Raw genomic sequence first — 14,931 nt, forward strand, 5'->3', positions numbered from 1 at the left:
GGGACGCTGCGTGCCGGCCTGCAACGGGCCTGCGCGCCGCTGCCCGACGACCCCGGTGGGCTGCTGCCCGGTCTGGTGGTGGGCGACACCAGCCGACTGCCACCCGCCGTCGAGGCGGACTTCCAGGCCACCGGGATGACCCACCTCAACGCGGTCTCCGGCTCCAACGTGGCGATCGTGGTGGGTGCGGTGCTGTTGCTGGCCCGGTGGTCGCGCGCCGGCCCGTGGCTCGCCGCCGCGCTGTGTGGGGTGGCGCTGGTGGGGTTCGTCATTCTCGTGCGCCCGTCGCCGAGCGTCGTACGGGCAGCCACGATGGGAGCGATCGGGCTTGCCGCGCTCGCCGCCGGTCGACCTCGGGCGGCGCTGCCCGCGCTGGCCGCCGCCGTGACCGTGCTGGTGCTCGTCGACCCCGAGTTGGCCGGGGACCCCGGGTTCGCCCTCTCCGTGCTGGCCACCGGTGGCCTGCTGCTGCTCGCGCCACGTTGGCGGGACGGGTTGCGTCGGCGAGGCGTCCCGCCCGGGCTGGCCGAGGCGCTGGCCGTGCCGGCGGCTGCCCAACTTGCCTGCGGCCCGGTCGTCGCCGGGATCTCCGGCACGGTGAGCCTGGTGGCGGTGCCGGCAAACCTCCTGGCGGTGCCGGCCATCGCCCCGGCGACCGTGCTGGGCGTGCTGGCGGCCATGGTGTCGCCGATCTGGCCGGCCGGCGCCGAGTTCGTCGCGTGGCTGGCGAGTTGGCCGGCCTGGTGGCTGGTGCTCATCGCCCGCCAGGGTGCTCGACTGCCGGGTGGCACCCTGCCGTGGCCGGGTGGGGTGCCCGGTGCACTGCTGCTGACCGGGCTGACCGTCGCGCTGCTGATCGCGGTGCGCCGGCCACTCGTACGCCGGCTGGTGGCGGTGGTCGGGGTCGCCGCCGTGCTGGGTGCCCTGCCGGTTCGGCTGGTGGCCGCCGGCTGGCCGCCCGCGGGGTGGGTGGTGGTGGCCTGCGCGGTGGGGCAGGGCGACGCCCTGGTGCTCCCGGTCGACCCCGGCCGGGCCGTGGTGGTGGACGCCGGGCCGGAACCGGGTGCGGTGGACGGTTGCCTACGTCGGCTCGGCGTACGGGAGGTGCCCCTGCTGGTGATCAGTCACTTCCACGCGGACCACGTGGGCGGGGTGGCCGGGGTGTTCCGGGGGCGGCGGGTGAGTGCCGTGCTGACGCCGTCGTCCACCGACCCGGAGAGCGGTCGGGACCTGGTTCGGGCGGTGGCCACCGGCGGGCGGGCCGCGCTGCTGACCACAGTGGCCGGCGCTCGCCACCCCGTGGGCGGGGTCGACCTGCTGGTGCTCGGCCCGCCGTACCCGCTGGCCGGGACCAGGTCCGACCCGAACAACAACTCGCTGGTGCTGCGCGCCACGGTGGCCGGGGTACGGATCCTGCTGGCCGGCGACGCGGAGACCGAGGAGCAGCACGCGATGGTGGCGCGGGCGGCCCCCGGCCAGTTACGGGCGGACGTGTTGAAGGTCGCGCACCACGGGTCGGCGTACCAGTACCAGGGCTTCCTCGACGCGGTGCGGCCGGCGGTGGCGCTCGTGCCGGTGGGCACGGGCAACACCTACGGGCACCCGAGTCCGGGACTGCTCGCCCAACTGGGCAGGGACGGCGTGCGGGTGCTGCGTACCGACACGGACGGCGACGTGGCGGCGGTCCGGACGGACGGCGGTCTGGCGGTGGCCCGACGAGGTGTGCCCGCGGGCCGACAGCCCTGAATAGGTCTTCGGTTAATCGAGCCAATTGCGGATTTAGCGAACAATTGAGTTGGATGTCTGGATTTGCGCTGTGTGCGGGCTGCGCCGATCAAGCAGCGAATGAGCAGGCACGATCCCGCCGCAGGCCGTGCGAATATGGGCGGCGTGACCCCCGCCAGCCTCGCCCCCATTCTGCTCGTCCTCGGTGACGAGGAACTGCTCGCCACGCGCGCGGTCACCGAAGCTGTCGCGAAGGTTCGCAGTGTGGACCCCGAGGTGGACGTCCGCGAGTACCAGGCCAGTGCGCTCACCGTCGGCGAGATCGCCGAGATGCTCAGCCCCTCGCTGTTCGGCGGGCGGCGGCTGCTGATCCTGCGTTCCGGCCAGGACGCCCGCAAGGATCTGGTCGCCGCGCTGTTGGCGTATGCGAAGAATCCCGACCCGGAGGTCCAACTGCTGGTGCTGCACCTGGGCGGTGCCAAGGGCAAGGCGTTCGCCGACGGCCTGCGGGCGGCCGGCGCGACGGTGGTCCCGGCCGCCAAGCTCAAGGGGCACCGCGATCGGGTGGCCTTCGTCCGCGACGAGATCCGGCGGGCCGGCGGAAGGTGCACCGACGACGCCGCCGAGGCGCTCATCGCCGCGGTCGGCAACGACCTGCGTGAGCTGGCCGCCGCCTGCTCCCAACTGATCGCCGACACCGATGGGCGGATCAGCGCCGAGGCGGTCTCCCGTTACTACCGGGGCCGGGTCGAGGTGACCGGCTTCACGGTGGCGGACGCCACGATGGTCGGCGACGTGCCGGCGGCGCTCGAGGCACTGCGCTGGGCCCTGCACGTCGGGGTCGACCCGGTGCCCATCGCCGATGCCCTGGCCGACGGGGTGCGCACTGTGGCCCGGGTGGCGTCGGCCGGGCGGGGTAGCCCGTACCAGCTCGCCAGCAGCCTCGGAATGCCCGCCTGGAAGATCGAGCGGGCGCAGCGGCAGGGGCGGGGCTGGACGCCGGAGGGCCTGGTCCGGGCCATGCAGGTCGCCGCCGAGTGCAACGCGGCCGTCAAGGGCGGCTCCGACGACCGGGCGTACGCCCTGGAGCGTGCGGTCTTCTCGGTCGCGGCGGCCCGGCAGGGCAGCGCCAGGTGACGGGGGCGAACCGCCCAGCGTGGGCCACCATTCCCGTGGACGAGGAGCGGTACCGGCCGCTCTACGCCCGGCTCCTCGGCCTGCGGTTCGTCAACCCCGGCGGCGTGCTGTGTTTCCTCTTCTTCGAAGGTGCCATCGCCCTTGCGGTGCTGCTCGCCCTCGCCGAGTTGGTCAGCTGGTGGGCGGTGCTGGTGCTGCCGGTAGTGGTGGCCGCCATGGTGAAGCTCAACGACATGGTGGCCGCGATCGTGGTCCGCTCCGCCGCGCTCGTGCCCGAGCAGGAACGGGACCGGTTTCGCCGGCAGATGGAACCGGTGGTCGGCCGAGCCCGGGTGGAGTGGGTCTCGCACAGCGTTCCCGGCGTCGTGATCACCGCCGACCCGTTGCCGCCGCCCCGGCGGACCAACCCGTCAGACTGAGCGCCGACCCCGTCGGAGCCCACCGCACAGGAACGGCCGGCCGGAGAAACGCGGCCGGCAGCACGCACAGAACGGCCGGCCCGGATAGACCCGGCCGGCCTCTGGACACGCGGAAACCCCGGGCCTGGGGCCCGGGGTTTTCCGAATCAGTCTGACGGTGAAGTCGTCAGGCGGAGAGCGACACCACGCGCTTCGCGATCGCGGACTTGCGGTTCGCGGCCTGGTTGGAGTGGATCACGCCCTTGCTGACGGCCTTGTCCAGCTTGCGCGAGGCGTCCAGCATGAGCGCGGTCGCCTTCTCGACGTCACCGGCCTCGGCAGCCTCGTGGAACTTCCGGACGGCGGTCTTCAGCGACGACTTGACCGACTTGTTGCGCAGCCGGGCCTTCTCGTTCTGCCGGTTGCGCTTGATCTGGGACTTGATGTTCGCCACGCGACAGCCTCGTCTTGATAGCTCGGGTTGGTCAGCTTATTGCGCGTGATGACGAACGTGCGTCATCGCTGCGCGAAGAGCCAGGTTACCAGGTCGCCCGGGACGAGCCAAAACGGCTCGGCCTTCGCGCGAACGGACCCGGCCCGTCGGGGACCAGGTTACGCCCTCGACCACGGTGGCGCCCCACCGCCAGCCCTGGGCAGCCGGTCTGCGTCACCGGGAGTCCAGGCTGCCCCAGGCCGGTCCGCGTCACCGCCAGCCCTGGCGGCGGGCCAGCCAGTCGAGCGACTGCTCGCCGCTCCACCGCTGGTGGGCGGGCAGGTGCGGCGAGGCCGTCGGCGGTGCCGCCGCAGCGCCGGTGAGGTAGTAGCCGGCCAACGCGGCCAGTGTCGCGTCCAGCGCGTCCGGGGGCGCGCCGGCGGTGGTCGGGTGCGCGGCGAAGAGCCGGTCCGCGTCCAGCCCGCTGGCGTACGCGGTGAGCAGCAGGCCGGCCAGGTCGAACCAGGCCGGCCCGGTGCAGACCCAGGTCCAGTCGCAGAACCAGGCTCGACCGTCCGGGCCGATCAGCACGTTGTCGACCCGCAGGTCGCCGTGGATCAGGCCGGTCGCGCCGGCGGCGTACCGGGGGAGGAGGGATTCCAACTCCACCAACTCGGGCAGCCGGTCCAGCAGCGGCGCGGGCAGTGGCGGGGTCGGCTCCCGACCGGCGGCGACCTCCTCCCACCAGAGGATGTCCGACCGGGCCAGATCGGCCAGGTGCGGCAGGCCGAGCGCGGTCAGCTCGGCCGGCGGGTCGGCCAGGGCGGCGGCGATCCGCGCGTACCCGGCGAGGGTGGCGTCCAACTCGGCGGGCACCCAGGGCAGGTGCGGTGTGTGCCCGTCGACGGCGTCGGTGCACAGCACGAACCAGCCGGCCGCGGAGAGGGTCCACCGGGGGCGGGGCGCCGGCAGGTCGGCCGGCAGCCGGTCGAGGATCGCGGCCTCTCGGGCGTACCAGTCGACCAGATGCGGTTGCTCGGCGGCGGGTGCGGCCTTGACGAAGGCCCGACCACCGTCGGCGGTGTCGAGCACGGCGGCGAACCCGCGGGTGAAGCCCGCGCCCGCGACCCGGGCGGTGACCACCGGCGCGCCGAGCCGGTCGGCGACCGCGGCCCGCAGCGCCGCCGGTAACGCCGGCCACGACGGGCGCAGGGCGCTCGCGTGGTACGGCACCGGCGGCAGCAGGGAAGGGGACATCCCACCATGCTGCCCCGGGGTACGTGCGCGACGCACGGCGACACTGCCAGACTGCCAAGCCATGAGGACCGAGGACTTCTGGCAGCTGATCGACGAGGCGCGGGCCGGCGGCGGGGGTGAGCCCGGCCCGGTCGCCGCGCGGGCCGTGGCGCTGCTCGCCGAGCGCGACCCGGAGGACATCATCGGGTACGCGCGGCACCAGACGCGGGTGCTGGCCGCGTCGCACAAGGCGGATCTGTGGGGTGCGGCGTACCTGATCAACGGTGGTGCCTCGGCTGACGGCTTCGAACACTTCCGGGGCTGGCTGATGACCCAGGGCCGGGCCGTCTTCGCCCGCGCGGTCGCCGAACCGGACTCGCTGGCCGAACTGCCCCAGGTGCGGGCGGCCTCGCTCAGCGGCGAGGAGTTCTCCGCCGAGCAGATGCTCTCGGTGCCCTGGGACGCGTACCGCAAGGCCACCGCTACCGAACTGCCGGCGGACCGCGACCCGGTGCGGACGCCGGATCTCAACGACTTCTGGGACTTCGACGACGAGGACGAGGCGCGTCGCCGGCTGCCCCGGCTGGCCGCGCTCTTCGTCGAGCCGCCGATGGAGTGAGGGATCCTCGGGCCGTTCCATCGCCCGCGCAGTGGGCGCACCCCGGCGGCGTGGGAACATAGAGGGGGTCGGCGGCGCGCCGGCCTGTTGACGTCAGCCGACCAGAACGGACCGCTGTGCCACCGAAGCTCGATCCCGGCGCGAACGCCCCTGGTTCCACCGACCCCGGTCGCATCCGGAACTTCGGCATCATCGCCCACATCGACCACGGGAAGTCGACCCTGGCCGACCGGATGTTGCAGCTCACCGGTGTGGTCGACCCCCGGCAGATGCGCGCCCAGTACCTGGACCGGATGGACATCGAGCGCGAGCGCGGCATCACCATCAAGAGCCAGGCCGTTCGCATGCCGTGGACCATCCGTGAGGGTGAGCGGGCTGGCGAGCACGCGGTGCTCAACATGATCGACACTCCGGGGCACGTGGACTTCACGTACGAGGTGTCCCGGTCGCTGGCTGCCTGCGAGGGCGCCGTGCTGCTGGTCGACGCCGCGCAGGGCATCGAGGCGCAGACCCTGGCCAACCTCTACCTGGCTCTCGAGAACGACCTGCGCATCATCCCGGTGCTCAACAAGATCGACCTGCCGGCCGCGCAGCCGGAGAAGTACGCCGAGGAACTGGCCCACCTGATCGGCGGTGACCCCGCCGACTGCATCCGGGTCTCCGGCAAGACCGGCGAGGGCGTTCCGTACCTGCTCGACGAGATCGTCCGGCAGTTCATCCCACCGGTCGGTGACGCCGTGGCGCCCGCCCGGGCGATGATTTTCGATTCGGTGTACGACGTCTACCGCGGCGTCGTCACGTACGTCCGGGTCATCGACGGCCGGATCAGCGCCCGCGACCGGATCAAGATGATGTCCACCGGTGCGGTGCACGAGCTGCTGGAGATCGGTGTCATCTCACCCGAGATGGTCAAGGCCGAGGCGCTCGGCGTCGGTGAGGTCGGCTACCTGATCACCGGTGTGAAGGACGTCCGGCAGTCCCGGGTCGGTGACACGGTCACCATCAACAGTCGGCCGGCGGCCGAGGCGTTGGGTGGGTACAAGGACCCGAAGCCGATGGTCTACTCCGGCCTCTACCCGATCGACGGGTCCGACTACCCCAACCTGCGCGAGGCGTTGGACAAGCTCAAGCTCAACGACGCCGCCCTCGACTACGAGCCGGAGACCTCCGGCGCGCTCGGGTTCGGCTTCCGCTGCGGCTTCCTCGGCCTGCTCCACCTGGAGATCATCCGGGAGCGGCTGGAGCGCGAGTACAACCTCGACCTGATCTCCACCGCGCCCAACGTCGTCTACCGGGCGATCACGGACGACGGCGAGGAGATCGTCGTCACCAACCCGAGCGAGTACCCCACCGGCAAGATCGCCGAGGTGTACGAGCCGGTGGTCCGGGCCACAGTGCTGACGCCCAACGACTACGTGGGCGCGGTCATGGAGCTGTGTCAGGGTCGGCGCGGCAACCTGCTCGGCATGGACTACCTCTCCGCCGACCGGGTGGAGCTGCGCTACACGCTGCCGCTCGCGGAGATCATCTACGACTTCTTCGACCAGTTGAAGAGCCGTACCAAGGGCTACGCCTCACTCGACTACGAGCCCACCACCGAGCAGGCGTCCGACCTGGTGAAGGTGGACATCCTCCTGCACGGCGAGCCGGTGGACGCGTTCAGCGCCATCGTGCACAAGGACAAGGCGTACAACTACGGCGTCACCATCGCCGCCAAGCTGCGCACCCTGATCCCGCGCCAGCAGTTCGAGGTACCGATCCAGGCTGCCATCGGCAGCCGGGTCATCGCCCGGGAGACCATCCGGGCGATCCGCAAGGACGTGCTCGCCAAGTGCTACGGCGGTGACATCAGCCGTAAGCGCAAGCTGCTGGAGAAGCAGAAGGAAGGCAAGAAGCGGATGAAGATGGTCGGCCGGGTCGAGGTGCCGCAGGAGGCGTTCATCGCCGCCCTCTCCTCCGACTCCGGCGACGGCAAGGCCGCCGGCAAGAAGTAGTTCGCGCCGCCGTACGCGCCCGGGTGCCATCCGCACCCGGGCGCGTCGCGTTTCCGGACGCCTCGCCCACAGTGCCTCCGCCGGGTCCCTTGGGCCGCAGAGACTGCCGGCCGAGCGCGCCGGTGGGGGAGTGTGACCGCCCGGTGCGGAAAACTTTTCCGTCGCTCTCGTGGGGCCGACGGGTCGACCAAACGGGCTCCGACCTGTGTGGACGTACTCACGCGTCAACCGACGCACCTCCCGAACATTGACGGTTGACGTTGTCGATTGAGATGAGTCGGTTTGGGCTTTCGGTGGGTCGGGCACTTAGCCGTCACGACAGGAAGCACACGCATCGTGTGTCAGACATTCTTTGAAGGAGGGCGACCGTGGAGTTCACCGTGTGGGGCATCATCACTGCGATCGTTGTTGGTCTCATCGTCGGCGCGCTCGGCCGCCTGGTCGTCCCGGGCCGGCAGAACATGCCGATCTGGCTGCACCTGCTGATCGGTGTCGGCGCCGCGCTGCTGGGCACCGTCCTGGCGCGGGCCATCGGCATCGCGACCGAGACGAGCGGTATCGACTGGGCCGAGCTGCTGGTGCAGGTCGTGGTGGCCGCGATCGCTGTCGCGCTGGTGGCCGGTGTTGGTCGCCGCCGCAGCGTCACCCGATAACGACCCGGCATCATCTGGCGACACAGCACCACGGCTGGAACAGCACTACTGGAAAGGGCGCCCGGCCGAGAGCCGGGCGCTCTTTCGTGCTGAAAGGCCCGGCTTTGGCCGGATGTTGGAGTGCCGGTCGTCGGGCCGCTGCGGTACGGTCGCCACGCTTCGGCCAGTTCCGCCCACTGTCGTAAAGGAATTCTCCGTACTAGGGTGCGGCGGAGAAGGTTAGTTCCAGGCGGCGCGAGGGGAGAAGTGGCGTGAACAGGTGGAAGCGGCTGGCCCCGGTCACCGCCATGGTGGCCTCGGCCGCGATGGTGCTGACCGGCTGTGGAGGCTCCAGCGACGACGCGGCTGACGACAGCAAGCTCACGGTCTGGATGATGGGCGAGGGCGGCGACGCGCAGAACTCCTTCCTCGACGGGGTCGAGGCCGAGTTCCGCCAGAAGCACCCCGACACCGACGTGGTCGTGCAGTACATCCCCTGGCTGGAGGCGCCCAAGAAGTTCCAGGCGGCGCTCGCCGGCGGTGAGGGGCCGGACATCACCGAGCTGGGCAACACCGAGACTCAGGGCTGGGCCGCCCAGGAGGCGCTCGCCGACGTGAGTGGCCGGATGGGCGGCTGGGCCGACGGCAAGGATCTGTTGCCCGACCTGGTGCGCAACGCTCAACTCGACGGCAAGCAGTACGGCGTGCCCTGGTACGCCGGTGTGCGCGCCATCTACTACCGCACCGACTGGTTCGCCGAGGCCGGCGTGCAGCCCCCGAAGACCTGGGACGACCTGGTCACCGTGGCCAAGGCCGTGCAGGCGAAGAAGAAGGGCACCTACGGCATCGCCCTGCCCGGCAACTCCGAGCTGCCCTTCTACTCCTTCCTCTGGGGCGCCGGCGGCGAGATCGCCAGCAACCAGGGCGGCACCTGGAAGTCCGGCTACACCACGCCCGAGGCGCAGCGGGCCGTCAAGTTCTGGACCGACCTGGTGACCGTGCACAAGGTCGCCCCGCCGGCCGCGGCGGGTTGGAACGAGATCGACGCGCGTACCCAGTTCGCCACCGGCAAGGCCGCGATGGCCTTCGCCGGCAGCTGGCAGCAGGGCGCCATCAAGAAGGACAACCCCGAGATCGAGAAGGTCTGGGGTACGTTCCCGATCCCCGGCCCGGACGGCAAGGCGGCGCCCGGGTTCGCGGGCGGCTCGGACGTGGCGATCTGGAAGGACAGTGAGCGGCAGGACCTGGCCTGGGACTACCTGACCGTGCTGCTCAACAAGAAGAACGCACAGAGCTTCGCCAGCAGCCTCGGCTTCTTCCCGGTCTACCAGGACCTGGTCTCCGGTGGCGCGTACGCGAACGACAAGGTGATGGCGTCGTTCGCCACCACCATGCAGAACACCAAGCTCACGCCGCTCACCCCGAAGTGGGTGGAGGTCAGCCGGACGAAGACGGTGACCCAGGCGATGAACAGCTCGGTCATGAAGGGTCAGAAGACGGTCGAGAAGGCTACCGCCGACGCGGCCGGTGAGATGGAAGGCATTTTGAACAGCAAGTGAGCTCACAGACAAAAAGCCCGGAGACGGCCGCCGCGCGGGAGACCCCCGCGCGGCGGCGTCGCCGGGTGGACCGCCTGCCCTACCTGCTGCTCCTGCCCGCCCTGCTGATCATCGGGGTGCTGCTGCTCTGGCCGCTCGGCCAGGTGGTGGTGATGTCCTTCTACCGGCTGAACAGCGTCCGGCAACTGCGCGGCGATCGGGACTGGCCGTGGGTGGGGTTCGGCAACTACGTCGACATCCTCTCCGACCCGTTCTTCCTGACCGTGCTGCGCAACACGGTTCTTTTCGCCGCGGCCAACGTGCTGCTCACCATGGTGCTCGGCACCCTGGTGGGGTTGCTGCTCAATCGGCTCGGTCGCAAGATGGCGACGTTCGTGGCCAGCTGCGTGATGCTCGCCTGGGCCACGCCCGCGCTGACCGGCACCATCGTCTGGAAATGGATCTTCGACGACACGAGCGGCCTGGTCACGTGGCTGTTCAACGCGTTGCCGGACGGGCTCTCGAACGGCCTGTTCGGGCGCAGCGACTGGACCGGCTACGGCTGGTTCAACTCGCCGCTGCTCTTCTTCTCCATCCTCACCCTGGTGGTGGTCTGGCACTCGTTCCCGTTCATCGCGGTGAGTGTGCTGGCCGGTCTCAAGAGCGTGCCGAGTGAGCTGCACGAGGCGGCCCGGGTGGACGGCGCCAGCCCGTGGCGGGTCTTCTGGAAGATCACCTTCCCGTTGCTGCGCCCGGTCTTCGGGATCCTGATCGTGCTCTCCACGATCTGGGACTTCAAGGTCTTCACCCAGCAGTTCGTGCTGGCCGGCGGCACCCAGGACCGGCCGACGTTCATGCTCGCCATCTACTCGTACGCCGAGGCATTCTCCCCACCGCCCAAGTACGGGCTCGGCGCGGCGATCGCGGTGATCCTCACGCTGATCCTGCTGGCGGTCACCGGCTTCTACGTACGGATGGTGCTCAGGCAGGAGGACGAGTCGTGAAGAAAATCGCCCTCAACGGCGCCGGGCTGCTGGTCGCGCTCTTCGCGGCGTTCCCGGTCTACTGGATGATCTCCACCTCGCTGAAGCCGAGCAACGAGATCTTCTCGGCAACCCCGCAGCCGGTGCCGACCCACCCGACGTTGGCGCACTACCGGGAGATCCTGATCGGCAACCTGATCCCCGGCGTCAGCTTCCTCGACTTCTTCCTCAACAGCGCGCTGGTAGCCGTCTCCACCGTGGTGCTCAGCGGTCTGGTGGCGTTGCTCGCCGCGACCGCGGTGGCCCGGTTCCGCTTCAAGCTGCGGACCAGCTTCCTGATCATGCTGCTGGTGGTGCAGATGATCCCGCTGGAGGCGTTGGTCATCCCGCTGTTCCTGATGATCCAACGGCTCGGGCTCTACAACACCCTGCCCAGCCTGATCCTCACGTACCTCGGTTTCTCGCTGCCGTTCGCGGTCTGGATGCTGCGTGGCTTCGTCGCCGCGGTGCCCAAGGAGTTGGAGGAGGCGGCGGCGATCGACGGGGCCAGCCGGGCCCAGATCTTCCGCCGGGTGCTCTTCCCGCTGGTCGCGCCCGGCCTGGTGGCAACCAGCATCTTCTCCTTCATCACCGCGTGGAACGAGCTGATCTTCGCGTTGACGTTCATCAACGACCAGGGCAGCTACACGCTGCCGGTGGCGATGACCTTCTTCTTCGGTCGGGACGACACCAACTGGGGGCCGGTGATGGCCGCGTCCACCCTGTTCACCCTGCCGGTCATCATCTTCTTCCTGCTGGTGCAGCGTCGGATGGTCTCCGGCCTGGTGGCCGGCGCCGTCAAGGGCTGACCCCGCGCCGCGAGGGCCGACGCCGGTGTTGACCGCCGTTAGGCTGGCGGTCATGACGGGCAGGGTGGCAGCGGTGAACCTCGGCATCGTGACCGAGGCTGGTTGGGCCGGCGACGCGAGCGGTCGCAGCGGCATCGACAAGCGGCCGGTCGACGGCCCGGTGTCGCTGCTCACCGGCGGCGTGGCGGGCGACTTCATCGGCGAGCGGGCCCATCACGGTGGCCCCGACCAGGCGGTCTACGCCTACGCGGAGGAGGACGCCGCCTGGTGGGTGGCCGAACTGGGCCGCGCCATACCGCCCGGCGGCTTCGGCGAGAACCTGACCACCTACGCGGTCGACGTGACGGGTGCGGTGATCGGCGAGCAGTGGCAGGTCGGCTCCGCCCTGCTCCAGGTCACCAAGCCGCGCACCCCCTGCACGACCTTCGCCGGGTTCTGGGGCGTACCGGATCTGATCAAGCGGTTCACCGTCCGGGCGTCGCCCGGGGCCTATCTACGGGTGCTGCGCGAGGGGGAGGTCGGCGCGGGCGACCCGGTCGAGGTGGTGGACCGGCCGGCGCACGGTGTCACCATCGGCGAGGTGTTCCGGGCGAACAGCCTGGAGCCGGAGTTGCTGCCTCGGCTGCTGGACGCCGAGGATCTGCCGGCGCCGATCCGGGAGAAGGCTCGCCGACGCCTCGCCGCCCGGGGCTGATCGGCCCCGGCGGCATCCCCCACGGCGCCACGGCGCCACGGCGCCGCGACGCCGCGACGCCGCGACGCCGCGACGCCGCGACGCCGCGACGCCGCGACGCCGCGACGCCGCGACGCCGCGACGCCGCGACGCCGCGACGCCGCGACGAGCATCGACGCGCTCGGCGGATTCGACCTGGAAGAACCCCCGATGACGGGCTCAGCGCCGGACTTGCCCGTATTGTCCCCACGGAGGGCGTGCGGCGGGGACCGGGTGGAGCGCGATGTCGATGACGACGGACGGCGGTGTCGCGGCGGCGTCATCCCCCGATCCGGGCCTGGAGCGTCCGGCGTTCCTGGAACTCTTCTTCGACCTCGTCTACGTCTTCGCGCTGGTCACCTTGGCGACCGTGCTGGCCGACGACCTGACCTGGACGGGCGTCGCCGAGACGCTGGTGCTGCTGCTCGGGTTCACGATGATCTGGGCGCTGACCGTGTGGACGGCGGACAGCGTCGACCTGACCCGTCCGGCCGGGCAGGGGCAGTTCATCTGGGTGGCGGCGGCCAGCCTGCTGTTGGCCGCGCTCGCGGCCGACGCGTACGGCGATCACCGGCTGCTCTTCGCCACCACGTACGTGGTCATCCACCTCAGTACCGCGGCCTACTACCTCCTTGTGGTCTCGCTCAGGAGGCCGCCGCGTCGCAGCATCCGGATCCTGATCTGGGAGGCCGTCGCGGGCATCGGCTGGATCGGTGGGGCGCTCGTCGGCGGTTCGGGGCAGCTGGCGATCTGGGTGCTCGCTGTCGTCGTCGAGTATGGCGCGGCGGCGCTGGGCTGGCCGGTGCCTGGGATCGGCCGCTCACGACCGCGCGACTGGCGGCTGGTCGGCGCGCGGGTGGCCGAGCGTTACCGGCAGTTCGTCATCGTCGCGCTCGGTGTCGCGATCTTCGTGACCGGTACGACCTTCAGCATGAGCGAGTACACGCTGGAGCGATCCTGGGCGCTACTGGTGGTGTTCACCACCATCGTGTTGATGTGGCGGATCTACATCTACCGTGCCGGTGAGCTGCTGACCGACGCGATCGGCCGGTCGTCCAACCCGGCGCTGCTCACCCAGTCCGCCGCGGTCACCCATCTGATCATGGTGGCCGGAATTGTCGGTGCGGCGGTCACCAGCCGGCTCGTGGTGAGTCGCCCGTTGGGCGAGACCCCGCCCTCTTGGGCCGCGGTGATCCTCGGCGGACCCGCGTTGTACCTGGTCGGCCGGGGCGTCCTCGACTTCACCGTGTTCGGGCGAATCTCGCGGTCCCGGTTGGCCGGGCTGGTGCTGCTGGCGGGCATGGCACCGACCACGCCCCTGCTGCCGCCGGTGCTGGTCGCTCTGCTCGCCATGACGGTGCTGCTCCTGATCGCCGTGGCGAACCTGGTGAGCACCCGGCGACACGCGCGTACGCCGGCGCCGCCGATGCTGCGCTGACCTCGCACGGCGGTCGCGGACTGCCCTTCATCACGATGGCGCGGCGGCCCCGACCGGGCGTCGGCGCGCGGCCAGCCCTTCGCCGACCAGGGTGATCAGCAGGACCAGGTTCGCCAGCATCAGGGCGGCCAGGGGCGGAAGCATGAGTGTGGCGGGCGCTGTCAGGGCGCACAACACCACGATCGCCAGCACCCGGGACCAGAGGGTCCGCCCGGTCACCACGGCATCGAACAGGACGCTGCCGAGCAGGAACAGGACCGGTCCACCGAGGGTGGCGACGATCAGCTCGACCGGGGCGCGGCCGAACGGCCGGTCGATGACCAGCGAGGTGCTGGTCGAGACCAGCACCACCCCGGCCACCATGACCAGATGGCTGTACGAGGTGGAGGTGCCGGAGCGGACCCGTTCCACGGTTGCGACGCTCGGTGGTGCCAGGATCCGCTGGACCCGCTGGAAGTAGAGCTGGAACAGCAGGACCGCGCTGACGAACGCGACAGCGCCGGTGGCCACCGCGCCGGCCGTGAATCCGCTGCCGGCCAGCCCTGTGCCGGTGCTCAGGATCAACTCGCCGAGCGCGACGATGAAGATCGCCCGATGCCGCTCGGAGAGATGCACCCCGGTGAAGATCTGGCTGGCAAGCTCGGTACGCCCCAGCCTCGGCGTCGGCCAACCGATCCGGGCCGAGCCGAGGTCGACCGCCACCGCGAGAGACCAGAGCACCAGTCGGGCCGTCCCGTCCACGAACACCCCGGCCACCCAGGGCGTCACGGTGACGCCGAACCAGAAGAACACCCGGATGCTCCTGGCCTGGATCGGCTGGTTCACCCGGGTGCCGGGGATCAGGACGGCGTCGCGGACCAGGTGGATGCCGAAGTAGGCCGCGACGAAGAGCCACCCGTACCGACCGAAGGCGTACGGCGTCGCGATCGCCATCAGCAGGGTGCCGAGCATGACCAGCAGGGCGGTCGCCTGGATGATCGGCAGTCGGGGATTGAACAGGTCGGTGAGCCACGCGGTCAGCACCCAGACCCACCAGGCGGCCAGCAGCAGGACGGCGGTCTGCGCCGCACCCCGGACGGTGAGGTTCTCGGCCAGGCTGGCAGCGAGCCGGGAGAACATGAAGATGTAGACGAGATCGAAGAAGAGTTCCAGGAAGGTCGGGTGTTCCGGCTCGCCGCGGCGGCGGAGGATCCGGGGGAGCGGAGCGGATGTCACTGCGCTGCCTCCTGTGCCACCCC

The 14,931-nt window shown here is 70.6% G+C and carries 14 protein-coding genes; 11 read left to right on the forward strand and 3 right to left on the reverse strand.

What is annotated here, in order from left to right:
* From KBX08_RS26495 to KBX08_RS26505, 3 genes are all read left to right on the forward strand, one after another.
* The coding region (locus tag KBX08_RS26495) for a ComEC/Rec2 family competence protein (RefSeq protein WP_210786070.1) at positions 1–1,746 on the forward strand (1,746 nt) is incomplete at its 5' end.
* Positions 1,747–1,881: 135 nt separating this feature from the next.
* A complete protein-coding gene (gene holA, locus KBX08_RS26500; protein ID WP_210786071.1) occupies positions 1,882–2,862 on the forward strand; it encodes a DNA polymerase III subunit delta in 981 nt (326 codons plus the stop codon).
* Positions 2,859–3,281 carry a hypothetical protein gene (locus KBX08_RS26505; RefSeq protein WP_210786072.1) on the forward strand — a complete coding sequence of 141 codons (423 nt, stop codon included), beginning with the start codon at positions 2,859–2,861 and terminating at the stop codon, positions 3,279–3,281. The genes holA and KBX08_RS26505 overlap by 4 nt, the downstream gene beginning before the upstream one ends.
* 166 nt (positions 3,282–3,447) lie before the next feature.
* Here KBX08_RS26505 and rpsT read toward each other — a convergent pair whose 3' ends face one another.
* Together rpsT and KBX08_RS26515 are read right to left on the reverse strand one after the other, a co-directional pair.
* Positions 3,448–3,714, reverse strand: coding sequence for a 30S ribosomal protein S20 (gene rpsT / locus KBX08_RS26510; RefSeq protein ID WP_030491765.1), 267 nt, complete (start codon positions 3,712–3,714; stop codon positions 3,448–3,450).
* A gap of 249 nt (positions 3,715–3,963) precedes the next feature.
* A complete protein-coding gene (locus KBX08_RS26515) occupies positions 3,964–4,950 on the reverse strand; it encodes a phosphotransferase (protein WP_210786073.1) in 987 nt (328 codons plus the stop codon).
* Positions 4,951–5,011: 61 nt separating this feature from the next.
* Here KBX08_RS26515 and KBX08_RS26520 point away from each other — a divergent pair, with 61 nt between their 5' ends.
* The 8 genes from KBX08_RS26520 to KBX08_RS26555 all read left to right on the forward strand — a co-directional run bounded on the left by KBX08_RS26520 (position 5,012) and on the right by KBX08_RS26555 (position 13,693).
* Positions 5,012–5,548, forward strand: a complete 537-nt coding sequence (locus KBX08_RS26520; protein WP_112588292.1) for a DUF4240 domain-containing protein — start codon at positions 5,012–5,014, stop codon at positions 5,546–5,548.
* Positions 5,549–5,664: 116 nt separating this feature from the next.
* Positions 5,665–7,542: a translation elongation factor 4 gene (gene lepA, locus KBX08_RS26525; RefSeq protein WP_145792555.1), complete on the forward strand. Its 1,878-nt coding sequence runs from the start codon at positions 5,665–5,667 to the stop codon at positions 7,540–7,542.
* Positions 7,543–7,910: 368 nt separating this feature from the next.
* Complete coding sequence (locus tag KBX08_RS26530) at positions 7,911–8,195, forward strand: GlsB/YeaQ/YmgE family stress response membrane protein (RefSeq protein WP_210786074.1); 285 nt, start codon at positions 7,911–7,913, stop codon at positions 8,193–8,195.
* A gap of 251 nt (positions 8,196–8,446) precedes the next feature.
* Positions 8,447–9,733 (forward strand): sugar ABC transporter substrate-binding protein, encoded by a 1,287-nt coding sequence (locus KBX08_RS26535; RefSeq protein ID WP_210786075.1) that lies wholly within the window; start codon positions 8,447–8,449, stop codon positions 9,731–9,733.
* Positions 9,730–10,716, forward strand: a complete 987-nt coding sequence (locus KBX08_RS34060) for a carbohydrate ABC transporter permease (RefSeq protein WP_210786076.1) — start codon at positions 9,730–9,732, stop codon at positions 10,714–10,716. Before KBX08_RS26535 ends, KBX08_RS34060 begins: the two co-directional genes overlap by 4 nt.
* Positions 10,713–11,543 carry a carbohydrate ABC transporter permease gene (locus tag KBX08_RS26545; protein WP_210786077.1) on the forward strand — a complete coding sequence of 277 codons (831 nt, stop codon included), beginning with the start codon at positions 10,713–10,715 and terminating at the stop codon, positions 11,541–11,543. The genes KBX08_RS34060 and KBX08_RS26545 overlap by 4 nt, the downstream gene beginning before the upstream one ends.
* A gap of 52 nt (positions 11,544–11,595) precedes the next feature.
* Positions 11,596–12,237: an MOSC domain-containing protein gene (locus tag KBX08_RS26550; protein WP_210786078.1), complete on the forward strand. Its 642-nt coding sequence runs from the start codon at positions 11,596–11,598 to the stop codon at positions 12,235–12,237.
* Positions 12,238–12,499: 262 nt separating this feature from the next.
* The gene (locus tag KBX08_RS26555) at positions 12,500–13,693 is read left to right on the forward strand and encodes a low temperature requirement protein A (RefSeq protein WP_210786079.1); all 1,194 of its coding nucleotides are present in this window, start codon (positions 12,500–12,502) and stop codon (positions 13,691–13,693) included.
* 30 nt (positions 13,694–13,723) lie between these two features.
* Here the strand turns inward: KBX08_RS26555 and KBX08_RS26560 are convergent, their stop codons facing one another.
* Positions 13,724–14,908, reverse strand: coding sequence for a low temperature requirement protein A (locus tag KBX08_RS26560; protein ID WP_210786080.1), 1,185 nt, complete (start codon positions 14,906–14,908; stop codon positions 13,724–13,726).
* Between the last annotated feature and the right edge of the window lie 23 nt (positions 14,909–14,931).

This window comes from Micromonospora sp. H61 (genome assembly GCF_018070325.1).
In the GTDB taxonomy this organism is placed as follows: Bacteria; Actinomycetota; Actinomycetes; order Mycobacteriales; family Micromonosporaceae; genus Micromonospora; species Micromonospora salmantinae.